The organism is Streptococcus loxodontisalivarius, from assembly GCF_016908645.1.
In the GTDB taxonomy this organism is placed as follows: Bacteria; Bacillota; Bacilli; order Lactobacillales; family Streptococcaceae; genus Streptococcus; species Streptococcus loxodontisalivarius.
The window spans coordinates 20,281-42,664 of the sequence record NZ_JAFBEH010000001.1; the positions used below are offsets into that span (position 1 = coordinate 20,281).

Below are 22,384 nucleotides of genomic sequence, written 5' to 3' on the forward strand. Positions count from 1 at the left end.
TCTATGAAACTCAATGTTAATCTACCCCACCACCCTTATGATATTATTATTGAAAAAGGTGCCCTTTCTCAAGCTGGTCAGTGGGTTAAAGAACTATGGCAACCTCAAAAGGTAGCTATTATCACTGATAACCATGTTGGCTCACTTTATGCTGAAAAGGTTAAGTTGGCTATCGAAGATGCAGGTTTTGAAGTCATCGTCTTTGACTTCTTAGAGGGTGAATCAAGTAAGAATCTAACCACAGTTAACAAGGCTTATGAGTTCTTGATTAAGAATGGCATGACCAGAAGTGATGGTATTGTTGCTCTCGGCGGTGGCGTTGTTGGGGACTTGGCTGGTTTTGTTGCCTCAACTTATATGCGTGGTATTCATTTTTTGCAAATGCCAACGTCATTGACTGCTCAAGTTGATTCGTCAATTGGTGGTAAGACGGGTGTTAACACACCGCTTGCTAAAAATATCGTGGGAACTTTTGCCCAGCCAGACGGTGTCTTGATTGACCCAGAGGTACTCAATACGCTTGGTCAGCGTGAGCTGATTGAAGGTATGGGTGAGGTTGTCAAATACGGTTTGATTGATGACGTTGAACTTTGGGAACTTCTTGGTCAAATGGAAGGAAGCCCTCAAGCCATTCTTGATCATGCTGAGGAGATTATCTACCGTTCTTGTGACGTGAAACGTAAGGTTGTCGTCGATGATGAGAAGGAAGGTGGGGTTCGTATGTACCTCAACTTTGGTCATACCATCGGTCACGCCATTGAAGCGACAGCAGGTTATGGTAAGGTTATGCACGGAGAAGCTGTGGCAATTGGTATGGTACAGATTTCTCGTGTGGCAGAGCAAAAAGGTTTGATGCCTGCTGGTATCACAGAGCAGATTATTGCCATGTGCCAAAAATTTGGCTTGCCAGTTGACCATGAACCTTGGAAGATTGATGAGCTCTATGCGGCCTTGACACATGATAAGAAGGCTCGTGGTAACAGTATCAAGACAGTTATTGTTCCTGAGATTGGAAGCGCAGCTATTAATCAAATTCCTTTAGAAGAGATGAAAGATTATTTGGTGAAATAAATGAGATATTTAACAGCAGGTGAGTCGCACGGCCCACGTCTAACGGCAATTATTGAAGGTGTGCCAGCTGGTTTGCCTTTGACAGCAGAAGATATTAATAAGGACCTCAAACGTCGCCAAGGTGGATATGGTCGTGGCGGTCGTATGAAGATTGAGTCAGACCAGGTGGAAATCACAGCAGGTGTTCGTCACGGTAAGACAACAGGTGCTCCTATCACCCTTAATGTTACCAACCGTGACCACCAGAAATGGCTTGAAATTATGGCGGTTGAAGATATTGAGGATCGTCTCAAAACAAAACGTAAAATCACTCATCCACGTCCTGGTCATGCTGACTTGGTCGGTGGGATGAAATACCGTTTTGATGACTTACGTAACTCTTTGGAACGTTCATCAGCGCGTGAAACCACTATGCGTGTTGCAGTTGGTGCTGTCGCTAAACGTATCTTGGAAGAGCTTGATATTGAGATTGCTAACCACGTTGTTGTCTTCGGTGGTAAGGAAATCGATGTTCCTGAAAATCTGACAGTGTCTCAAATTAAAGAATTGGCACAAAAATCAGAGATTTCAGTTGTTAATCAAGAACGTGAACAAGAAATCAAAGATTATATTGACCAAATCAAAAAAGAAGGTGACACAATCGGTGGTGTTGTTGAAACAATCGTCGGTGGTGTGCCAGTTGGTCTAGGCTCATTTGTTCAATGGGATACAAAACTTGATGCCAAGATTGCTCAAGCGGTTGTTTCTATCAATGCTTTCAAAGGGGTTGAGTTTGGACTTGGCTTCAAAGATGGTTATCTCAAGGGTTCACAAGTTATGGACGAAATTCTTTGGAATGAAGAAGAGGGCTATACTCGTCGCACTAATAATCTTGGTGGTTTCGAGGGTGGTATGACTAATGGTCAACCAATCGTGGTCCGAGGTGTCATGAAGCCTATCCCAACACTTTATAAACCATTGATGTCAGTTGATATTGAAACGCATGAGCCTTACAAGGCAACCGTTGAGCGTTCAGATCCGACGGCTCTTCCTGCAGCAGGTGTGGTTATGGAGTCTGTTGTTGCAACTGTTGTTGCTACAGAAATCCTAGATAAATTCTCATCTGATAACTTGGAAGAATTGAAGGAAGCTGTTGCGGCTCACCGTGACTATGTGAAACATTTCTAAGATAGAAAAAGAGTGTCAGCTTGTCTTGTCTAGCAGTCAAGCCACTCTTTTTTGATAAAGGAAGAAAAAATGCCTAAAAAAGTAATTTATGTGGCTGGTTTGGGATTGATTGGTGGATCGCTGGCTTTGGGGATCAAACGTGATCATCCAGACTATGAGATTCTCGGTTACAACCGTTCTGATAAGTCACGAAACATCGCCTTGGAACGAGGAATCGTTGATCGTGCCACAGGTGATTTTGCTGAATTTGCACCGCTGGCTGATGTTATTATTCTAGCAGTACCTATCAAGCAGACCATTCAGTTTTTGGAGTTGCTAGCGGAGCTGCCTCTTAAGGAAAATGTCATTATTACAGATGCTGGTTCGACGAAGAAGGCTATTGTGGATGCTGCAGAGCAATTTCTCCAAGGGAAAGACATCCAATTCGTCGGTTCGCACCCTATGGCGGGCTCGCATAAGTCTGGTGCCATTGCAGCTGACGTGACCTTGTTTGAAAATGCCTACTATATTTTCACGCCTTCATCTTTGACCAAGGAGGAGACGATTCCTGAGCTTAAGGAGCTTTTTTCTGGGCTTTTGGCACGTTATGTCGAGATTGACCCAGCTGAGCATGACCGTGTTACCAGCCAAATCTCTCACTTCCCTCACTTGATTGCTTCAAGTTTGATGGAGCAGGCTGGTGCTTATGCTAAGGAGCATGAGATGACCAACCACTTTGCGGCGGGTGGTTTCAGAGATATGACCCGTATCGCCGAGAGTGAACCTGGCATGTGGACCAGCATTCTCATGACCAACAAGGAGGCGGTCAAGGATCGTATTGAGGACTTTAAGTCTCGTTTGGATCATATTAGTCGCCTCTTAGATCAGGATGATGAGGATGCTCTCTGGGAGTTCTTTGACAATGGCAGAGCGACTCGCAAGCAGATGGAAATCCATAAGCGTGGCGGAGTTGAGAGTTCATACGATATTTTCGTTGATGTTCCTGACGAAGAAGATGTTATCCTCAACATTTTGGAATTGCTACGTGGAACTTCAATCGTCAACATTCGAATCAACGAGGAAAACCGAGAAGATATCAGCGGTATCCTTCAAATCAGCTTTAAAAATCAAAAAGACTTGGCACATGCTGAGCAAGTTATTTCAGAAAACACCCCTTACTCAGTAGCCATTATTTAAAAACGGGCTCTGAAAAAGGATTGTATCACTAATGAATAAGGAGAAAAATGATGGCAAATATTTATGATTTGGCAAATGAATTGGAACGTGCTATTCGTGCACTTCCTGAGTATCAAGCAGTAGAAAAGCAACAAGAAGCTTTTCAAACAGATCCAGAAAGCAAAGCTCTTTTTGAAGAGTTTGTAGCTTTCCAACAAAAACTCTATACGCAAATGCAAACAGGTCAAATGCCTTCTCAAGAAGATCAAGAAGCTCTTCAAGACTTGGGTCAAAAAATTGAAGCGAAACCAGCTTTGAAAGCCTTCTTTGATGCTCAACAAGCGCTTGGTGTTTATATCAATGATATCGAACGCATCATTTTTAAACCTTTACAGGATTTGAATCAAGAAAATTAAAAATCGAAAGGCTGGGAATTTCCTAGCTTTTTTGGATAGGAGGGGTCGAAGATGGCTAGAAAAATCGGAATTATTGGGCTGGGAAATGTCGGAGCTGCTTTGGCGCACAGCTTAATTTGTCAAGGGATGGCAGAATCCTATGTTTTTATTGATGTTAGTGAGGAAAAATCACAAGCTGACGCCCTTGATTTTGAAGATGCCATGGCAAATCTTAAGCAATTTGCACACATAGAAGTTAATGATTATCAAGCACTAGCTGATGCGGATATCGTTGTTTCTGCTTTGGGAAATATCGCTCTACAGCACAATGCTGGTGAGGATCGCTTTGCTGAATTTCCCTTTACAAAACTTGCGGTTAAGGAAGTTTCCAAGCGCCTAGTCGAGGTTGGTTTTAAGGGGATTTTACTGGTTATCACGAATCCGTGTGACGCCGTTTGTGCTCTTTATCAGCACTACACAGGTTTTCCAAAGGAAAAAGTCTTTGGTACAGGTACGCTCCTAGACACTGCTCGTATGAAACGTGCTTTGGGTAAAGCATTTGAAGTTAATCCAAAGAGTGTCTCGGGTTACAATCTTGGTGAGCATGGAAATTCACAATTTGTTGCTTGGAGTCAGGTTAGTCTGAAGGGGCAGTCGATTATGGATTTGACAACTAGAGATCAACGTGAGGAGCTTAATTTGGCGGCAGTCAAGGGTGGCCATACCGTTTTTTATGGTAAGGGCTATACGAGTTTTGGAATTGCCGCTAGTGCTTGTCGCTTGATTGAGCAGATTCTAACGGATGCTAAGGAGGTCCTACCTGTTTCCTCTTATCAGGAAAAATTCCAGACCTATCTTGGTTACCCAGCTATTATTGGTCGTGATGGAATAGTTGAAAGAGTAGAACTCAACCTAACAGAGGAAGAAGAAATCAAGCTTGCTGCGTCAGCCAAACTGATTAAAGAAAGAGTAGAGGCTGTGCTTGCAGAATAAAGCTTGGATTGTCCAAAGTCGTTTTCAGAAAGCTGAATTGATACCTTTGTCAATTCAATAGAATAAGGAGTAGTCTGGATCAATTTGATCTGGACTCTTTTCTTGTAAAGGATTTCTTCTTGAATTTGTGACTACTCTCAAAATTTTCAGACATTTTATGGTATAATGGAAGTCAATAATGCTAGTATGGGAGTTCTGTCATGAAATTAAAAACCAATGTTAAACAGCTAAGAGGAACCATCCGAGTTCCAGGAGATAAATCAATCAGTCACCGTTCTATCATGTTCGGTAGTCTTGCTAAGGGTGTCACTCGTGTCTATGACATTCTTCGTGGTGAGGATGTCTTATCAACTATGCAGGTTTTCCGTGATCTGGGTGTTGAGATTGAGGACAAGGGCGATGTGGTTGAAATCCACGGTGTTGGTTTCGATGGTTTGAAAGCCCCTCAAAATAAGTTGGACATGGGAAATTCTGGAACATCAATCCGCTTGATTTCAGGTGTTTTAGCTGGTCAGGATTTTGATGTTGAGATGTTTGGTGATGATTCCCTTTCAAAACGTCCCATGGACCGTGTCACAATTCCATTGAGACAGATGGGTGTCGAGGTTTCTGGTCAGACGGATCGTGACCTTCCTCCGCTCAAAATGCACGGTAGCAAGTCATTAAAACCAATTTCTTATCAGCTTCCAGTTGCATCTGCTCAGGTTAAGTCTGCCCTTATTTTTGCGGCCCTTCAAGCAGATGGTGAGTCAGTCATTATTGAGAAAGAAAAAACACGTAACCACACAGAGGATATGATTGTCCAATTTGGTGGTCAGATTAGTGTTAATGACAAGGAAATCCGTATTTCTGGCGGACAGGAGTTCACAGCACAAGAGGTTACTGTACCAGGTGATATCTCGTCAGCTGCCTTTTGGTTGGTAGCAGGGCTTATTGTCCCAAATTCAAAAGTGGTTCTTGAAAATGTCGGTATCAACGAGACACGTACGGGTATTATTGACGTTATCAAGGCTATGGGTGGTAAGATTGAGCTATCAAACATCGATGATATCGCTAAGTCAGCGACTATCACAGTTGAAACTTCTGACCTTCAAGCTACTGAGATTGCAGGCGATATTATCCCTCGCTTGATTGACGAGCTGCCTATTATCACGCTTTTGGCGACTCAGGCAAATGGTAAAACAGTCATCAAAGATGCCGAAGAGCTTAAAGTTAAGGAAACAGACCGTATTCAGGTTGTGGCTGACGCCCTTAATGCCATGGGTGCAGATATCACACCGACTGATGACGGAATGATCATTCAAGGTAAAACTGCCCTTCATGGTGCAACAATCAATACTTTCGGTGACCACCGTATCGGAATGATGGCTGCTATTACAGGTCTGATCGCTGAGGAAGGTGAACTGACACTCGAACGTGCTGAGGCAATCAACACAAGTTATCCAAGTTTCTTCGACCACATGGAGGCATTGTCAAATGGCTAAGATTATTATCGGTTTTATGGGTTCTGGTAAATCTACCATTGCCAAGTTGCTAGATCCAAACTATATTGACATGGATGCTCTCATCACTGAGCGTATCGGTATGTCGATTTCAGATTTCTTTGCCAAAGAAGGTGAAGCGGCCTTTCGTCAGATTGAGAGTCAGGTCTTAGCTGAGCTTGCTGAGACAGATGCCGTCATCTCGACAGGTGGAGGCGTAGTCGTGACCGAGGCAAATCGTCAGATTTTGGCAAATAATGATCACACTATCTACCTTAAAGCTGATTTTGATACGCTTTGCGACCGTATCTCCAGGGACAAGGTCAACGTTCGTCCCCTTTTTGAGAACAATAGCAGAGCAGATTTCAAAGCTATCTTTGATGGTCGTCAAGACTGGTATCAAGAGGCGGCTAATAAGATTGTTGAGGTTGCAGGTAAAACACCTGAAGAAATTATCGAGGAAATCCGATGAAAGTTGGCTATTTAGGACCATCAGGTTCCTTTACGCATAATGCAGCATTGAAATCATTTCCAAATGAAGACCTTCTTCCCTTTGCTAATATCACTGAAGTCATCAAATCATATGAAGAAGGCTTGGTTGATTATGCCATTGTCCCTGTTGAGAATTCCATTGAGGGATCTGTTCATGAGACTTCAGACTATCTTTTTCATCAGGCAGACATTGAAGCGGTGGTAGAGATTATTCAACCAATCAAGCAGCAGTTGATGGCGACTGACAGTCAAAAGTCGATTGAGAAAATCTTTTCGCATCCGCAGGCCATTGCTCAAGGGAAGAAATTTGTAAAAGAAAATTATCCTGATGCTAAGATCGAATTGACAGCCAGTACTGCCTACGCTGCCCGTTTTGTAGCACAAAATCCCAATCAGCCTTACGCTGCTATCGCACCAGATGCAGCAGCGCGTGAGTATGGCTTGACCGTTGTGGCAAAGGATATTCAGGAAATTGAAGAGAACTATACTCGCTTTTGGGTTCTGGGACACGAGGCGCAGCCTATTCCCTTAACTCAGATCGATAGCAAGATTTCTCTTGCATTTACCCTTCCTGACAATCTGCCAGGGGCTCTTTATAAGGCTTTGTCTGTTTTTGCCTGGCGTGGGATTGACCTTACCAAGATTGAAAGCAGACCCTTGAAAACAGTTCTGGGTGAGTACTTCTTTATTATTGATTTTGAAAATCATAAGGAAGAATTAGTTGGCTATGCTTTAGAAGAACTATCTAGTTTGGGTATCGCCTATAAGATTTTAGGGCAATACGATGTTTATCGCATTTAGAGATTTATTAACAAAAGATTCTAGGAAAATCCGTAAGAATCTTTTGGTTTTTTGAGTTTTTAGGAAATAAAGAAGAAGTATAAGAGATTAAAAGATGAATAGAAATGATAGAAGTCGCTTAAGCCGACATGAGCAGCTGCGCTACGACTATCTCCTAAAGAATATCCATTATCTGAGTGATAAAGAAAGGGCAGAACTGGATTATTTGACTGATCGCATGAATGAGTTATCTTACGAAGAAGAGATTGCTTATTCTGAATCAGTCGACACAAGTTATCAGTCATACGATGACCCTTACTATGAGTCAGAACAGTTTGTCACAGATCCTTATTATGACAATCAAGAATCTCTTGATTATCAGGATAATTCTGCATACACGGATCAAGGCTTGCCAAAATATCCAGGTTCTGAATCAAGTCAGAAAGTGACAAAAGCAGCTCAGCCATTTTTACCAAAAAGAAATAAAAAAAGGAAATCCCAAAAGGCGCCAGCTAAAAAGGGAAGCAAGTGGAAAATCGTTAAGCGAAGTCTTTTAGCTATTTTCGCTATACTTTTTCTTGTCTTTGGAGTGCTTATTTTTAACTTTATCAAAGGGATGAATGAGGTAACTTCTGGTTCTAGCGACTACTCGCCAGCAGTTCAGGAAACTTTCAATGGTCAGGATACTAGCGATGGTGTTAATATCCTGATCTTGGGAAGTGACCAGCGTGTAACCCAAGGTTCGACTGATGCTCGTACGGACACAATTATGGTCTTGAATGTTGGTAACAAGGAAGGTAAAATCAAGCTAGTCAGCTTTATGCGTGATACCTTAATCAATATTCCAGGAGTCAGTTACAGCGATTATTCCTATGATCAAAAGCTGAATGTTGCCTTTAACCTCGGTGAGCAGGACAATGGTCAAGGTGCCGAATACATGCGTCAGGCTCTGAAAAACAACTATGATATTGATATCAAGTACTATATGATGGTTGACTTTGAGACCTTCGCTGAAGCCGTTGATACCATGTTTCCTAATGGTGTCGAAATTGACGCTCAGTTTTCAACCGTAGATGGTGAGGAAGTAACTTCTGTTGAAGTGCCTGATGACCTTAATATGAAAGATGGTGTGGTACCAAATCAGACTATCTCTGTTGGTAAACAGAGGATGGATGGTCGTACCCTGCTGAACTATGCACGTTTCCGTAAGGATGACGAAGGAGATTATGGTCGTACCAAACGTCAACAACAGGTTCTATCTGCTTTGATTAGTCAGGTGAAGAATCCAGCATCCTTCTTGAATGGAGCTACTGCCTTGGGTAAAATTTATGCCTTGACGTCTACAAATATGAGTTTTGGAGATATCACTAGTCTAGGACTTTCAAATATATCTAGTCTCTCTAAAGGTGTTGAACAAACGACCATTCCAGAGTACGGCGATTGGGTAGATGAATATGACATGTACGGTGGTCTAGGTCTTTCTATTGACTTTGATACCTACAAGCAGAAATTATCTGACCTCGGATTACGTTAATAGCGTAGAGGATTGAGATAAGGAAGAAACTTGGAAGTTGCAAAGCGACTTAACAAGCTTAAAGCTTTATAAGATTCACAAAGAAGAGATTGGGTCAATGTTCATGTAGAATAGGCTCAGTCTCTTTTATATAGATAGAGGAGAATATAATGGAAACGATTGAATCACTAACTGCAGCCATAATGGCTGATCCTCAGAATAAGGAGTTTACACAGAAAGGGATTGAACCACTATTCACTGTCCCTGAAACAGCCCGCATTAATATTGTAGGACAGGCTCCCGGCATCAGAGCTCAGGAATCAAGACTCTACTGGAATGACCCTAGCGGTGATAATCTGAGAAAATGGCTCGGTGTGGATAAGGACTTTTTCTACAATTCTGGCTTATTCGCAGTAGTTCCCATGGACTATTATTTTCCAGGTACTGGAAAATCAGGTGACCTTCCACCTAGAAAGGGATTTGCAGAGAAGTGGCATGAGAAGACCCTAGAGTTAGCGCCCCAGATAGAATTAATCCTTCTAATTGGAAATTATGCACAGCGCTACTATCTACATCAAAAATCCTCAGCCAAACTTACAGATACAGTCAGAAATTACCAAGACTATCTACCAGAATTTTTTCCGCTGGTTCATCCATCTCCAAGAAATAATATCTGGCAGGCAAAAAATCCATGGTTTATGGAAGAAGTTATCCCAGACCTGCAAAGACGGGTTGCAGAAATTATTGAAAAAAGTACAAAGTAAAAGAGTTTGGAATTTCAAACTCTTTTTATATTTATCTCTATTTACCAAGACAGAATTGGCTGAACAATTGTGTAATCAATTCATCTGGAGCGGCGTCACCAGTGATTTCACCAAGAATTTCCCAAGTACGGGTCATATCTACTTGGAGGAGGTCAACTGGCATACCAAATTCAAGACCTTGATTGACAGCTTTTAGACTTTCAACAGCCTGTTCAATCAAGCTGATATGACGTGCATTCGAGAGGTAGGTAGCATCTTTTTCAACTTCAGCAGCATTGTCGAAGAAGAGTTGATTGATTCGATCTTCAATTTGATCGATATTTTGATTTTTCAAGACTGAGATAGGAATGTAATCATCAGGTAGCAAATCAAGCTCAATTTGACTATCTAGGTCAGTCTTGTTCAGCAAGATAATTCGATTGCTGCATTGACTGATTTCAAGTAATTGTTTGTCTTGATCTGTTAATTTTTCAGAAGCGTTGAGGACAAGGAGAACGAGATCAGCTTCCTCAAGTGCTTTCTTAGAACGCTCAACACCAATTTTTTCAACAACATCATCAGTTTCTCGGATTCCCGCTGTATCAACCAGTTTAAGTGGAACACCTTTGATATTAACATACTCTTCGATGACATCACGAGTCGTTCCTTCAATATCGGTAACGATTGCTTTTTCCTCACGAAGAAGATTGTTGAGAAGGCTTGATTTTCCGACGTTTGGACGACCAATGATAGCGGTAGAGAGTCCTTCACGTAGGATTTTACCACGTTTTGCAGTACGCAATAAACCTTCCAGAAGTTCTTGGAATTCAGCAGTCTTTTCAGCCATGAGAGCAGTAGTCATCTCCTCAACATCGTCATATTCAGGGTAGTCAATATTAACCTCTACTTGAGCTAATGTATTGAGGATTTCTTGGCGAGTGTTATCAATGAGATGTTTTAAAGAACCGTCTAATTGTGAAACAGCGACAGCCATTGCCTTGTCTGTTTTGGCACGGATAAGATCCATCACGGCTTCGGCTTGGGTCAAGTCAACACGACCATTCAGGAAGGCACGTTTGGTAAATTCGCCAGGCTCTGCCATTCTTGCACCAGAACGGATAACAAGTTGAAGGATTTCATTTGTGACTGCAAGTCCTCCGTGAGTATTGATCTCGACAACATCTTCTCGAGTGAAGGTTCTTGGAGCTCGCATGAGGCTGACCATGACTTCATCGACGACTTGATCATTTTCAACGATATGACCGTAGTTGATGGTATGAGAATCAGTCTTTTCAAGATCTTTTCCTTTAAAAATTTTGTTGGCAATTGCAATGGCATCTGTACCAGAAATGCGGACGATACCAATAGCACCCTCACCGAGTGGAGTTGCAATAGCCGTAATTGTATCAAATTCCTTTGTAATCATTTTACTCCTTTAATATAGGTATTCCAGATTTTTTCTCGAACTTATAAGTTTCTAAATACTAATAGTTGAATCACGACCAATTACTGTAAAGATACGAATGTGGTCATCTTCATTAGGTGGGAAGGGAATGATAATATCATCGTAGTCTGGGTTAATAGAAACAAGACGGAGTTGCTCCTTTTCTAGATAAACTTTCTTTAAGAAGGTTTTGTCATTGACTGCAACAGCACAAACCTCACCATCATAACGAGAAAAGCCCTTGTCAACAAGATAGACAATATCTCCGTTTCGATAGTCAGGATACATAGAATCACCGCTCACAATAGATGCAAGGTCATAACGTGGAGGTTCCTGAGAGACCTGGACGGTTTGATAGTCGTAGTCATTGAAAGCATAGCCTAGCCCAGCAGCTAGTTTTGTAACTGCTTTGACAGTATAGACGGGTTCTTGATTTTCCTGAGAAAGCTGACGCTGGAACTCTTTTTGGACTAAATCCAGCACCTTTTCTTGTCTGTCTTCCTCTAATTGTTGATAGAGTTTGGTCAATGTTTCGGTCGCTTGATTATTCTCCATACCAAGTAGAAAATGGCAGTCGATGGAAAGTGCATCCGCAAAGTCTTGGGCACGATTCAAAGGGAAGTCACGATTACCATTGAGATAGGCAGAAACAGCAGACTTTGCCATTCCAACCTGTCTTGCCAATTCGCTCAAAGACATCCCCTGAGCCTCTTTTTCTTTGGAGATTAGGTTGATAATTTCTTGATTAGATCGCATAATTTACCTCATCAGTAAGATTCTGATACATTATAACACCGTTCTCAAAAAAGAACAAGAGAAAACTACTAAAATGATAAGATGGTTAAAGTTCGGATTTTTCTAAGTCTTTGCGTTACAAGTTTACGCTTTCATGATATAATTAGGATAACTATGTCAAAAGCTATTATTTGGAGGTAGTCATGGAAGAATTGAAAAAAATCGCTGGTGTAACAGCAGCGCAGTATGTCAAAGATGGCATGATTGTTGGTCTTGGAACGGGTTCGACGGCTTATTACTTCGTTGAAGAAATCGGTCGCCGTGTCAATGAAGAAGGTCTCCAAGTTATCGGTGTAACCACTTCAAGTCGTACAACTGAGCAGGCTCAAGGTCTCGGTATTCCTCTTAAAGCTGTCGATGATATCGATAGTATCGATGTTACTGTTGACGGTGCTGATGAGGTTGATCCAGACTTCAACGGTATTAAAGGTGGTGGCGGAGCCCTTCTTATGGAGAAAATCGTTGCCACACCAACTAAAGAATACATTTGGGTTGTTGATGAAAGCAAAATCGTTGAGAAACTTGGTGCATTCAAATTACCTGTTGAGGTTGTTCAATATGGTGCAGAGCGTATTTTCCGTGAATTTGAAACAAAAGGCTACAAACCATCATTCCGTGAGTACGATGGCGTGCGCTTTGTGACTGATATGAAGAACTTCATCATTGACCTTGATTTGGGTGTCATTGAAAACCCTGTTTCATTTGGTCAAGAGCTCAAAGCCATGACAGGTGTTGTTGACCACGGTCTCTTTAACGGCATGGTCAATAAAGTTATTGTCGCAGGTAAAGATGGCGTTAAGGTTTTAGAACGTTAAAATAATTTATTACAGGTCTTGGGTGCTAACCGTAACCACCCTTAGAAAGCAATATCATGAGTAAATTTAATCGTATCCACTTGGTTGTCCTTGATTCTGTTGGGATCGGAGCAGCACCAGACGCTAACAATTTTTCAAATGCTGGCGTACCTGACGGTGCTTCAGATACTTTAGGACATATTTCAAAAACAGTTGGTCTTAATGTGCCGAACATGGCTAAAATCGGTCTTGGAAATATTCCTCGTGAGACACCAATTAAAACTGTTCCAGCTGAAGAAAATCCAACTGGTTACGTCACAAAATTGGAAGAAGTATCACTCGGTAAGGATACTATGACTGGTCACTGGGAAATCATGGGACTCAATATCACTGAGCCTTTCGATACTTTCTGGAATGGATTCCCTGAAGAAATCTTGACGAAAATTGAAGAATTTTCAGGTCGTAAGGTCATCCGTGAAGCTAACAAACCTTATTCAGGAACCGCTGTTATCGACGATTTTGGTCCTCGCCAAATGGAAACTGGCGAGTTGATTATCTACACATCAGCTGACCCAGTTCTCCAAATCGCAGCCCACGAAGACATTATCCCACTTGATGAGCTCTATCGTATCTGTGAGTATGCGCGTAGCATTACCCTAGAACGTCCTGCTCTTCTAGGTCGTATCATCGCCCGTCCTTATGTGGGTGAGCCAGGTAACTTCACACGTACTGCCAACCGCCGTGACCTTGCTGTGTCACCTTTCGAAGATACTGTTTTGAATAAATTGGCTGACGCTGGTGTGCCAACTTACTCTGTTGGTAAAATCTCAGACATTTTCAACGGCTCAGGTATCACAAATGACATGGGACACAACAAATCAAATAGCCACGGTATGGATACTTTGATTAAGACTATGGGACTGGAAGAGTTCCAGAAAGGATTCTCATTCACAAACCTAGTTGACTTTGATGCTCTCTATGGTCACCGTCGTGACGCCCACGGTTACCGTGATTGCTTGCACGAATTTGATGAGCGTTTGCCAGAAATCATTGCTGCTATGCGTCAAGATGACCTTCTCCTCATCACAGCTGACCACGGTAACGATCCGACTTATGCAGGAACAGACCACACCCGTGAATACATTCCGCTTTTGGCTTATAGCCCAGCATTTACAGGCAATGGAGTCATTCCAGTCGGTCACTTTGCAGATATCTCTGCAACAATCGCTGACAACTTCGGTGTCGATACTGCCATGATTGGACAGTCATTCTTGGATGAATTGAAATAAAAGAGGTTTTTATGTCACTACTTGAAAATATTCGTGTTACACAAGCCTTTCTTGAAAGTAAAGGTATTGAAAAACCAGAATTTGGTTTGATTTTGGGTTCTGGTCTTGGTGAATTAGCTGAAGAAATCGACAATGCAATTGTCATTGATTACGCAGATATTCCAAACTGGGGTCAGTCAACAGTTGTTGGTCATGCTGGTAAATTGGTTTTCGGTGATTTGGCTGGGCGTAAAGTCTTGGCACTTCAAGGACGTTTCCATTTTTATGAAGGAAATCCACTTGAAACCGTTACTTTCCCAGTTCGAGTGATGAAAGCTCTTGGTTGCGAGGGTGTTATTGTAACCAATGCAGCTGGAGGTATCGGCTTTGGACCTGGTACTCTCATGGCAATCACAGACCACATCAACATGACTGGTCAAAATCCATTGATTGGTGAAAACTTGGAGGAGTTTGGTCCACGTTTCCCTGACATGTCAAATGCCTACACGCCTGCCTACCGTGAGACAGCGCATGCCGTTGCCCAAAAACTTGGCATCAAGCTAGATAATGGCGTTTATATTGGTGTGACAGGTCCAACCTACGAGACACCTGCTGAAATCCGTGCCTTCAAGACGCTCGGTGCAGATGCTGTTGGTATGTCAACTGTTCCAGAAGTTATCGTTGCTGCGCATTCAGGACTTAAGGTTCTTGGTATCTCTGCCATCACAAACTTTGCGGCTGGTTTCCAATCAGAACTCAACCACGCAGAGGTCGTTGCTGTGACTGAACAAATCAAAGAAGACTTTAAAGGTTTGGTAAAAGCTATCTTGGCGGAGTTGTAAGATGAAATCATTAAATTGGTGCTATATTGCAGCAGCACTTGCCTATCTTGTGGCAGTCATCAGTCTGTTTTCTGGCAATCGCACAATGGTCCCTGTTTGGTTCTGTATTGGCACAACTTGGCTAGGCGTCGCGATTTCACAGAAAAAGAAGTAAGTAAGGAGGGGCAGTATGCACATTCATTTTATACTTCACGAGTCATTTGAGCAGCCTGCTGCCTATCTTGATTGGGCTGAGTTGCGTGGGCATGAGGTCAGCATGACCAAGGTCTATCTGGAAGATCCTCTTCCTAGCTCGGCTATGAACTACGACATGTTGATTGTCATGGGAGGTCCACAGAGCCCTGATGAGGATTTGGAGAACTTTCCTTATTATCATCCGCTGGCGGAAATTGCTCTGCTGCAAGACTTCATTCAGTCTAAAAAGCCCATCGTCGGTGTCTGTCTCGGAGCCCAGCTCCTTGGAGTAGCCTATGGCGCAGCTTTTGAACATAGTCCAGAAAGAGAAATCGGAGTCTTTCCAATTGAATTAACTCAGGAAGGACTGGCTGACGCTCATCTGTCTACTTTTGAGCAAGGACTAAGTGTCGGGCATTGGCATGGTGACATGCCAGGTTTGACTGAATATGCTCAGGTGTTAGCGACTAGCCAAGGTTGTCCTAGACAGATTGTAAAGTATGCTGACAATCATTATGGATTTCAATGTCACTTGGAATTTAATCAAGAGGTTCTACCAGACTTGATAGCAGCAGAAGAAGATCTTGTAAAAATGAGTCAAGAGCTGACCTATGTTCAAAATGAAACAAGTATTATGCTATACGATTATAGTCAAATGAATCAAAGCCTCTTTGCTTTTCTAGATTCACTCACACATCAAAACAATAAAAAATAAAAAGAATTGAATACGGGCTAAGGACTATGCCAAAAAGTTTGTTTTTCCAAGAACGTTTAGGTTTTTCGTCTAAACTCTTATTTTGGCTATGTCCGCTTAATGCCCTTCGTATCTTATTAGAAAGGAATGGACATCGAATTCTTTTAAGAGGATTCGAACTGAAGAATAGTGTAATAAAGATAAATTGTCATATTGTCAGTTTTCTATTTTTACCATATTCCTCTCTTGTCCTAAATATCTTATGTCTATCCATATTGCTGCTGAGCAGGGTCAGATTGCTGACAAAATTCTTCTTCCTGGGGATCCCCTTCGTGCTAAATTTATTGCGGAGAACTTCCTTGAGGACGCTGTTTGTTTCAATGAAGTGCGTAACATGTTTGGTTACACTGGTACCTACAAAGGTCACCGTGTTTCTGTTATGGGTACTGGGATGGGTATGCCATCAATCTCTATCTATGCGCGTGAGTTGATTGTCGACTACGGTGTGAAAAAACTGATCCGTGTTGGTACAGCTGGCTCTCTTAACAAAGATGTACATGTTCGTGAACTTGTTCTTGCCCAAGCTGCCGCAACAAACTCAAACATCGTTCGCAACGACTTCCCAGAGTATGATTTCCCGCAAATCGCTAACTTTGATTTGCTGGACAAGGCTTATCACATTGCAAAAGACATGGGTATCACAACTCACGTCGGTAATGTCTTGTCTTCAGATGTTTTCTATACAAACATGCCAGAACGTAACATGAAATTGGGTGAACTTGGTGTTCAAGCTGTCGAAATGGAAGCAGCAGCTCTTTACTATTTGGCAGCGCAGTATCATGTTGATGCCCTTGCTATCATGACTATTTCAGACAGTCTCGTTAACCCAGACGAAGACACAACAGCTGAAGAACGTCAAAATACCTTCACAGATATGATGAAAGTGGGTCTTGAGACCCTCATTGCTGATGAAGCATAGAGAGATATTAGACATCCTTTTGGATGTCTATTCTTATAGTCACGCCTTGACAATCGCAGAGCAGTTAGATAATAGTAATTCTGATCTTCTATTTCTCCTAAAAATGATGAGTGAACGTAGGGAGTTGAATCTTGATTACAGTTTTCAACATCAAAATCGGATTGAGAAAATTGAAGCAAGCTATCATGTCAAACTCCTTTCCAATAATATAGAAGAAGAACGATTAGCTAACTACCTGATGGATTTGGAAGCAAAACTAGCTAATGATCAACTGATTGATTTTGTGAGGGCAGTCAGTCCGATTATTTATAGGCTTTTCTATCGCCTAGCGCAGCAATTTGTTCCAGACCTAAGTGACTATATTCATAATTCAAAAGACTACCATTATGATTCCTGGGATATTGAGAAGATGTCTCAAAGCAGCAATCCTTATATCAAGAAACTCATCTATAAACGAATCGATTCCAAAGTAAAAAGTCAGTCCTTGCTGGAACTCTTGCAATATTGTCAGCTTTCTGATGAGGTTCAGGCGAGTGTAAAAGAATTACGCAGACTAGAAAAGACAGTCAGAAATCCTTTGGCTCATCTAATCAAGCCATTTGATGAAGAAGAACTAGCAGCAACAACAGGATTCTCATCGCAAGACTTTATGTCTGCCTTGATTGTCTTAGCTCAGGAAACTGGAATCAACTATTCACGACAACCTTTTTACTATGATTATGTTAATCAATTGATAAAAACTATTCTATAATAAGAAAAAAAACTCAGTTACAAATAGATGTGGCTGAGTTTTTTTGCGGAAAGGAAATGAAAAGAAGAAACAAATAAAAGAAAATTGTGAAATTCAACGAAAATTAGACTTCTAAAAATATAATAAATTGCAAATATGCATAATTGGTAACGCTTTTTTATATAATTGTGTTCAAAATGGTTGATTTTCTAATCTTGAGATGATATACTAAGTACATAATTTGAACATTGAAAGTGTTGAAGAGATTATAACATTTAAGAAAATCTGATAAAAAACGTTAAGGTGAAACCATTTTGTTGATTTGGAGAGATTGACAAAAGGCTGACTAGGAGAGTCATATCAAGCTTTTAAAAGATTTTTATCAGTAAGATTTGGAGGAATTTTTAAAGGAAAGAAGTATTTTTAATAAGACAGAATACTCTCGAATAGTGTCTTGGAGAGGACATCTTTGAGTTGTCGAATAAGATTAAATTAACTGTTATTTTGCATATAAGTTTCTTAACTTTGGTAGAAAATTGACTTATTTCTGGTTTGGGATTGCTAGAATATCATTTTAGGTGACTAAAACATCCACCTATCCGCAAATAACAGAACCAAAATCAAATAAATAGTAGTAACAATTAGAATAAGTTGGAGAAAATATGTCTAAAGTATCTTCAGTCAGAGTGAACTTCATTATGAACTTCATTTTGACGGTATCGAACTTTGTCTTCCCCCTCATTAGTTTTCCTTATGCGTCAAGGATTCTGGGGGCAGATGGTGTTGGGACGGTCAATTTTGCCACATCCATTATTTCCTATTTCACCATGATAGGAATGCTGGGAATCCCCACCTACGGAATTCGGGCCTGTGCCAAGGTACGTGATGATAAAGACAAGCTTGCAAAAACTGTTCAGGAAATTGTTATCTTGAACAGTTTTGTTATGTTCTTATCAATTTTAGCTCTGCTAATTGCAGTGATGACTGTTGGTAAGCTTAACCAGGAGAAGTTTCTTTATCTGATCATGTCCTCAACCTTGATTTTCAATGTCTTGGGTGTTGAGTGGCTCTACAAAGCTTTGGAACGTTATTCCTATATTAGTATCAGGTCCATCATTTTTAAATTCTTGTCCCTTGTTTTACTCATGTTTCTTGTTAAGACAAGTCAAGACTATGTTCTCTATGGAGGCATTACAGTCTTTGCGGCAGTTGGTTCAAACTTGATGAACTTTATCAATCTTCGTCGAATGATTCCTTTGAAACCTTATAAGGATTTGGATATTTGGCAACATTTAAGACCGACACTTACTTTCTTTTTATTGTCAGTGTCATCGACGATTTACCTAAATGTTGATACAACTCTGCTTGGGTTTATCAAAGGGGACGCTGTTGTTGGCTATTACTCGGCAGCGACTAAAATCAAGGCTATTCTAGTGAGTGTTGTAACCTCATTGGGAACAGTTCTATTGCCAAGGTTATCCTATTATTATCAGGAAAATCGCTTGGATGAGTTTAATAGACTCGTTCAGAAGGCCTTGCAGTTTATCTTTGTTCTTGCCATTCCGATGGTGGTCTACTTCATTATTGAAGCCAAAGATAGTATCTTATTCCTTTCGGGGAATGATTTCTTGCCAGCAGTTCTGGCTATGCAGCTGATTATGCCAGCCGTTTTATTTATTGGCGTGTCCAATCTGACAGGGATCCAGATTCTGGTTCCAACCAACCGTGAGAAGTTAGTCGTTTATTCAACGGTTATTGGGGCGATTGCTGATGTTCTGGTAAATATGATTGGAATTCCTTTGTTTGGAGCAAATGGAGCAGCTTTTGCCAGTGCCTTTGCGGAGTTGGTTGTCGTCCTCGTTCAGATTTATTATCTGAGAGAGATGATTCTACCCTTATTCAAGGGGCTGGGTATCAGTAAGATTTTACTTGGGGCAATTGCTGGCGCAGTTGTAACCATTTTATTTAAAGATCTTGTAGATCTTGGTTTGTTTTTCAGATTAGTTTGGACAGCTTTGCTATTCTTTGCAAGCTATGGACTAGTTTTGATTATTTTAAGAGAGAAATTTGTAACAGAAGCCTTGGCTTCACTTTTAAAGAGACGAAAAAAGGAGAGATAATTCGTGTCACAATATGATTATTTAGTAGTAGGTTCAGGTTTGTTTGGAGCAGTCTTTGCTCACGAGGCAGCCAAAGCAGGAAAGAAAGTAAAAGTTATTGAAAAGCGTGAACACATCGCTGGTAACATTTACACGAAAGAAGTAGAGGGCATCCAAGTTCACCAATACGGAGCCCACATCTTCCATACCTCAGATAAGGAAATCTGGGATTACATCAACCAGTTTGCGGAATTTAACCGTTATACAAACTCACCAGTCGCTAACTATAAAGGAGATATCTATAACTTGCCATTCAATATGAATACCTTCAATAAGCTCTGGGGTGTTGTGACACCAGCTGAAGCACAAGCTAAGATTGAAGAACAAAAAGCAGTGCTTAATGGTAAAACGCCAGAGAATCTTGAAGAGCAAGCTATTTCATTGGTTGGTACAGATATCTACCAAAAATTGATTAAAGACTACACGATGAAACAATGGGGCAAAGAGTGTACAGAGCTTCCAGCCTTTATCATTCGTCGTTTGCCAGTTCGTTTCACTTATGACAACAACTACTTCAATGATACTTACCAAGGTATCCCAATCGGAGGTTATACTCAAATTGTTGAGAAGATGCTTGACCACGACAATATTGATGTTGAGGTCAATGTTGACTTCTTCGCTAACAAGGAAGCCTACATGGCAGAGTTTCCAAAGATTGTCTTTACAGGTATGATTGACCAGTTCTTCAACTATGAGTTGGGAGAGCTTGAATACCGTAGTTTGCGCTTTGAAACAGAGACACTTGATATGGAGAACTATCAAGGAAATGCGGTAGTCAACTACACTGATGCAGAGACACCATACACACGTATTATTGAGCACAAGCACTTTGAGTTTGGTCAACAGGAGAAGACCATCATTACGAAAGAATACTCGAAAACATGGGCCAAGGGAGATGAGCCATATTATCCAGTAAACAACGATCGTAACAACAAACTCTACAAGGCCTATAAGAACTTGGCAGCCCAAGAAGATAAGGTAATCTTTGGTGGACGTCTAGGTCACTATCGTTACTACGATATGCACCAAGTTATCGCAGCAGCCTTGCAATGTGTTAAGAACGAAATAAAATAAAGCTTTTATCATCAATAAAAACTGCATACGAAAGAAAGAGAGAGCTTTCAAGTGCAGTAGTATTAAGGAGAGAAATACTATGAAACGCGTCATTACTTATGGAACTTTTGATTTAATGCACTATGGTCACATCAACTTGCTTAAAAGAGCTAAAGCTCTGGGTGATTATCTAGTTGTAGTTATCTCGTCAGACGAGTTTAACTGGAACGAAAAACAAAAGAAATGCTACTTTACTTATGAACAACGTAAGGCACTCGTAGAAGCTTGTCGCTATGTTGATCTTGTTATTCCAGAAACTTCTTGGGAACAAAAACGTGAAGATGTACATGAATATCATATTGACACCTTCGTTATGGGGAATGATTGGGAAGGTGAATTTGACTTCTTGAAGGAAGAGGGAGTTGAGGTTGTTTACCTTGATAGAACGCCAGAAATCTCTACAACTCAGATTAAAACTGATTTGACAAACGGATAATAAGATGAAGAGTAGATTAATTTATCTTGTAAAACATAATCGCTTAGTGAAGTGGCTTTATGTTAATTTAGGAAGTTTGTTTTTAAGGTTTCTTGGACTTTTTATCAGGTTGGATGAGAATCTCGTACTTTTTGTTCCGAATACAGGTAAAACCTTTAATGGTAGCCCCAAAGATATCTATGACTATATGCAATCTCATGGAGAATATGCAGCTTATCGTACGATTTGGGCATTTGATGATCCAGAGAAGATGGCTAAAGAATTTCAATTGGAAACAGTTAAGCTTGATTCACCAGCTTATTTCTTAACTTGTTTGAAAGCTAAATACTGGGTAACAGATATCAATATTGAGCGTGGCTTACGATTCAAGAAGAAAAAGACAGTCTTTTTGAATACTTGGCATGGTGTTGCTATTAAGCGTATTGGAAATGATGATCCAAATTCAGCGCGATACGATTACAGAGATTTAGATTATCTCTGTGTATCAGGTGATTACGACAAGAAAGTTTTTGCATCAGCGCTGAAAGCACCAGAATCAAGTTTCTTGGAAGTCGGTATGCCTCGAAATGATAGACTGTTTAGAGCCAGCGCTAAAGAAAAGCTGGATCTGAGAGAGTCGCTTGATATACCAGCAGGTAAAAAGGTTATCGTTTATGTACCAACTTGGAGAGATAGCAAAGATAAAGGGAAGACCTTTGGTCTTGCAATAGAAGCTGATTTCAAGAAGTGGGAAGAGCAGTTGGGACAAGACTATGTCATTCTTTTCAGGGCTCATAGTAGAACAACTGATTTGATGTCAATCGAGTTTAACGATTTCTTGCGAGATTACTCTAACTATCCTGATCTCAATGATTTGTTGATTGTAGCTGATGTTCTCATTACTGACTATTCTTCAGTAGTGTTTGATTATGCTATTTTGGAGAAACCAGTAGTTTGTTTCGCTTATGATTACGATGACTATCTTAGTGAACGTGGTTGTTATTTCCAACCTAAAGAAGTCTTTCCTCAACCTATTTTCGAGCAAGAAGACTTGCTTTTGGAACATCTTCTGCATTTAGATGAACAAAAAGAATGTGAGTTGACAAGAGAATTGAAAGAGAATTTCATGAATCGAAGTCAAGGACAAGCAACGCGTATTTGCGTGGAAAAATTATTTAATAAATAAG

22 protein-coding genes are annotated in these 22,384 nt (G+C 40.8%); 20 read left to right on the forward strand and 2 right to left on the reverse strand.

The genetic code is table 11. The features are described 5' to 3' along the window. Positions 1–3: 3 nt before the first annotated feature. From aroB to JOC28_RS00155, 10 genes are all read left to right on the forward strand, one after another. Positions 4–1,071: a 3-dehydroquinate synthase gene (aroB, locus tag JOC28_RS00110; protein WP_205008618.1), complete on the forward strand. Its 1,068-nt coding sequence runs from the start codon at positions 4–6 to the stop codon at positions 1,069–1,071. Further along, the gene (gene aroC / locus JOC28_RS00115) at positions 1,072–2,238 is read left to right on the forward strand and encodes a chorismate synthase (RefSeq protein WP_205008619.1); all 1,167 of its coding nucleotides are present in this window, start codon (positions 1,072–1,074) and stop codon (positions 2,236–2,238) included. A 69-nt stretch (positions 2,239–2,307) separates the two neighbouring features. Continuing rightward, on the forward strand, positions 2,308–3,414 hold the full coding sequence (locus JOC28_RS00120; protein WP_205008620.1) for a prephenate dehydrogenase: 1,107 nt from the start codon (positions 2,308–2,310) through the stop codon (positions 3,412–3,414). Positions 3,415–3,464: 50 nt separating this feature from the next. After that, positions 3,465–3,809, forward strand: coding sequence for a YlbF/YmcA family competence regulator (locus JOC28_RS00125; protein ID WP_205008735.1), 345 nt, complete (start codon positions 3,465–3,467; stop codon positions 3,807–3,809). Between the two features lie 51 nt (positions 3,810–3,860). Then, positions 3,861–4,781, forward strand: a complete 921-nt coding sequence (locus JOC28_RS00130; RefSeq protein WP_205008621.1) for an L-lactate dehydrogenase — start codon at positions 3,861–3,863, stop codon at positions 4,779–4,781. Positions 4,782–4,981: 200 nt separating this feature from the next. Further along, positions 4,982–6,265, forward strand: a complete 1,284-nt coding sequence (aroA, locus tag JOC28_RS00135) for a 3-phosphoshikimate 1-carboxyvinyltransferase (protein ID WP_205008622.1) — start codon at positions 4,982–4,984, stop codon at positions 6,263–6,265. After that, the gene (locus tag JOC28_RS00140) at positions 6,258–6,734 is read left to right on the forward strand and encodes a shikimate kinase (protein ID WP_205008623.1); all 477 of its coding nucleotides are present in this window, start codon (positions 6,258–6,260) and stop codon (positions 6,732–6,734) included. Before aroA ends, JOC28_RS00140 begins: the two co-directional genes overlap by 8 nt. Further along, positions 6,731–7,555 carry a prephenate dehydratase gene (gene pheA, locus JOC28_RS00145; protein WP_205008624.1) on the forward strand — a complete coding sequence of 275 codons (825 nt, stop codon included), beginning with the start codon at positions 6,731–6,733 and terminating at the stop codon, positions 7,553–7,555. Before JOC28_RS00140 ends, pheA begins: the two co-directional genes overlap by 4 nt. A 94-nt stretch (positions 7,556–7,649) precedes the next feature. After that, positions 7,650–9,068, forward strand: a complete 1,419-nt coding sequence (locus JOC28_RS00150; protein WP_205008625.1) for an LCP family protein — start codon at positions 7,650–7,652, stop codon at positions 9,066–9,068. 149 nt (positions 9,069–9,217) lie between these two features. Beyond that, a complete protein-coding gene (locus JOC28_RS00155; RefSeq protein WP_205008626.1) occupies positions 9,218–9,811 on the forward strand; it encodes a uracil-DNA glycosylase family protein in 594 nt (197 codons plus the stop codon). Positions 9,812–9,848: 37 nt separating this feature from the next. On the opposite strand, the gene mnmE is transcribed toward JOC28_RS00155, so the two are convergent. Both mnmE and JOC28_RS00165 read right to left on the reverse strand, forming a co-directional pair. Then, the gene (mnmE, locus tag JOC28_RS00160; protein WP_205008627.1) at positions 9,849–11,216 is read right to left on the reverse strand and encodes a tRNA uridine-5-carboxymethylaminomethyl(34) synthesis GTPase MnmE; all 1,368 of its coding nucleotides are present in this window, start codon (positions 11,214–11,216) and stop codon (positions 9,849–9,851) included. A 51-nt stretch (positions 11,217–11,267) separates the two neighbouring features. After that, complete coding sequence (locus tag JOC28_RS00165) at positions 11,268–11,990, reverse strand: LexA family transcriptional regulator (protein WP_205008628.1); 723 nt, start codon at positions 11,988–11,990, stop codon at positions 11,268–11,270. A 182-nt stretch (positions 11,991–12,172) separates the two neighbouring features. On the opposite strand from JOC28_RS00165, the gene rpiA reads away from it, so the two are divergent. The 10 genes from rpiA to JOC28_RS00215 all read left to right on the forward strand — a co-directional run bounded on the left by rpiA (position 12,173) and on the right by JOC28_RS00215 (position 22,383). Beyond that, the gene (gene rpiA, locus JOC28_RS00170) at positions 12,173–12,844 is read left to right on the forward strand and encodes a ribose-5-phosphate isomerase RpiA (RefSeq protein ID WP_205008629.1); all 672 of its coding nucleotides are present in this window, start codon (positions 12,173–12,175) and stop codon (positions 12,842–12,844) included. Positions 12,845–12,900: 56 nt separating this feature from the next. Next, complete coding sequence (locus tag JOC28_RS00175; RefSeq protein WP_205008630.1) at positions 12,901–14,112, forward strand: phosphopentomutase; 1,212 nt, start codon at positions 12,901–12,903, stop codon at positions 14,110–14,112. Between the two features lie 11 nt (positions 14,113–14,123). Further along, positions 14,124–14,933 carry a purine-nucleoside phosphorylase gene (locus tag JOC28_RS00180; RefSeq protein ID WP_205008631.1) on the forward strand — a complete coding sequence of 270 codons (810 nt, stop codon included), beginning with the start codon at positions 14,124–14,126 and terminating at the stop codon, positions 14,931–14,933. Positions 14,934–15,102: 169 nt separating this feature from the next. Next, a complete protein-coding gene (locus tag JOC28_RS00185) occupies positions 15,103–15,822 on the forward strand; it encodes a glutamine amidotransferase-related protein (protein ID WP_205008632.1) in 720 nt (239 codons plus the stop codon). A gap of 241 nt (positions 15,823–16,063) precedes the next feature. Continuing rightward, a complete protein-coding gene (gene deoD / locus JOC28_RS00190) occupies positions 16,064–16,780 on the forward strand; it encodes a purine-nucleoside phosphorylase (protein ID WP_205008633.1) in 717 nt (238 codons plus the stop codon). Beyond that, positions 16,770–17,531, forward strand: coding sequence for a LytR family transcriptional regulator (locus tag JOC28_RS00195; RefSeq protein WP_205008736.1), 762 nt, complete (start codon positions 16,770–16,772; stop codon positions 17,529–17,531). Before deoD ends, JOC28_RS00195 begins: the two co-directional genes overlap by 11 nt. Positions 17,532–18,172: 641 nt before the next feature. Beyond that, complete coding sequence (locus JOC28_RS00200; protein ID WP_205008634.1) at positions 18,173–19,630, forward strand: flippase; 1,458 nt, start codon at positions 18,173–18,175, stop codon at positions 19,628–19,630. A gap of 3 nt (positions 19,631–19,633) precedes the next feature. After that, positions 19,634–20,743 carry a UDP-galactopyranose mutase gene (glf, locus tag JOC28_RS00205; protein WP_205008635.1) on the forward strand — a complete coding sequence of 370 codons (1,110 nt, stop codon included), beginning with the start codon at positions 19,634–19,636 and terminating at the stop codon, positions 20,741–20,743. A gap of 79 nt (positions 20,744–20,822) precedes the next feature. After that, positions 20,823–21,218: a glycerol-3-phosphate cytidylyltransferase gene (gene tagD, locus JOC28_RS00210; RefSeq protein ID WP_205008636.1), complete on the forward strand. Its 396-nt coding sequence runs from the start codon at positions 20,823–20,825 to the stop codon at positions 21,216–21,218. Positions 21,219–21,222: 4 nt separating this feature from the next. Then, positions 21,223–22,383, forward strand: a complete 1,161-nt coding sequence (locus tag JOC28_RS00215) for a CDP-glycerol glycerophosphotransferase family protein (RefSeq protein ID WP_205008637.1) — start codon at positions 21,223–21,225, stop codon at positions 22,381–22,383. Position 22,384: the final 1 nt, after the last annotated feature.

Bases quoted from the DNA above. Each gene is read 5' to 3' on its own strand.
- aroB (WP_205008618.1), top strand. From the start codon at position 4: ATGAAACTCAATGTTAATCTACCCCACCACCCTTATGATATTATTATT.
- aroC (WP_205008619.1), top strand. From the start codon at position 1,072: ATGAGATATTTAACAGCAGGTGAGTCGCACGGCCCACGTCTAACGGCA.
- JOC28_RS00120 (WP_205008620.1), top strand. From the start codon at position 2,308: ATGCCTAAAAAAGTAATTTATGTGGCTGGTTTGGGATTGATTGGTGGA.
- JOC28_RS00125 (WP_205008735.1), top strand. From the start codon at position 3,465: ATGGCAAATATTTATGATTTGGCAAATGAATTGGAACGTGCTATTCGT.
- JOC28_RS00130 (WP_205008621.1), top strand. From the start codon at position 3,861: ATGGCTAGAAAAATCGGAATTATTGGGCTGGGAAATGTCGGAGCTGCT.
- aroA (WP_205008622.1), top strand. From the start codon at position 4,982: ATGAAATTAAAAACCAATGTTAAACAGCTAAGAGGAACCATCCGAGTT.
- JOC28_RS00140 (WP_205008623.1), top strand. From the start codon at position 6,258: ATGGCTAAGATTATTATCGGTTTTATGGGTTCTGGTAAATCTACCATT.
- pheA (WP_205008624.1), top strand. From the start codon at position 6,731: ATGAAAGTTGGCTATTTAGGACCATCAGGTTCCTTTACGCATAATGCA.
- JOC28_RS00150 (WP_205008625.1), top strand. From the start codon at position 7,650: ATGAATAGAAATGATAGAAGTCGCTTAAGCCGACATGAGCAGCTGCGC.
- JOC28_RS00155 (WP_205008626.1), top strand. From the start codon at position 9,218: ATGGAAACGATTGAATCACTAACTGCAGCCATAATGGCTGATCCTCAG.
- mnmE (WP_205008627.1), bottom strand. From the start codon at position 11,216: ATGATTACAAAGGAATTTGATACAATTACGGCTATTGCAACTCCACTC.
- JOC28_RS00165 (WP_205008628.1), bottom strand. From the start codon at position 11,990: ATGCGATCTAATCAAGAAATTATCAACCTAATCTCCAAAGAAAAAGAG.
- rpiA (WP_205008629.1), top strand. From the start codon at position 12,173: ATGGAAGAATTGAAAAAAATCGCTGGTGTAACAGCAGCGCAGTATGTC.
- JOC28_RS00175 (WP_205008630.1), top strand. From the start codon at position 12,901: ATGAGTAAATTTAATCGTATCCACTTGGTTGTCCTTGATTCTGTTGGG.
- JOC28_RS00180 (WP_205008631.1), top strand. From the start codon at position 14,124: ATGTCACTACTTGAAAATATTCGTGTTACACAAGCCTTTCTTGAAAGT.
- JOC28_RS00185 (WP_205008632.1), top strand. From the start codon at position 15,103: ATGCACATTCATTTTATACTTCACGAGTCATTTGAGCAGCCTGCTGCC.
- deoD (WP_205008633.1), top strand. From the start codon at position 16,064: ATGTCTATCCATATTGCTGCTGAGCAGGGTCAGATTGCTGACAAAATT.
- JOC28_RS00195 (WP_205008736.1), top strand. From the start codon at position 16,770: ATGAAGCATAGAGAGATATTAGACATCCTTTTGGATGTCTATTCTTAT.
- JOC28_RS00200 (WP_205008634.1), top strand. From the start codon at position 18,173: ATGTCTAAAGTATCTTCAGTCAGAGTGAACTTCATTATGAACTTCATT.
- tagD (WP_205008636.1), top strand. From the start codon at position 20,823: ATGAAACGCGTCATTACTTATGGAACTTTTGATTTAATGCACTATGGT.
- JOC28_RS00215 (WP_205008637.1), top strand. From the start codon at position 21,223: ATGAAGAGTAGATTAATTTATCTTGTAAAACATAATCGCTTAGTGAAG.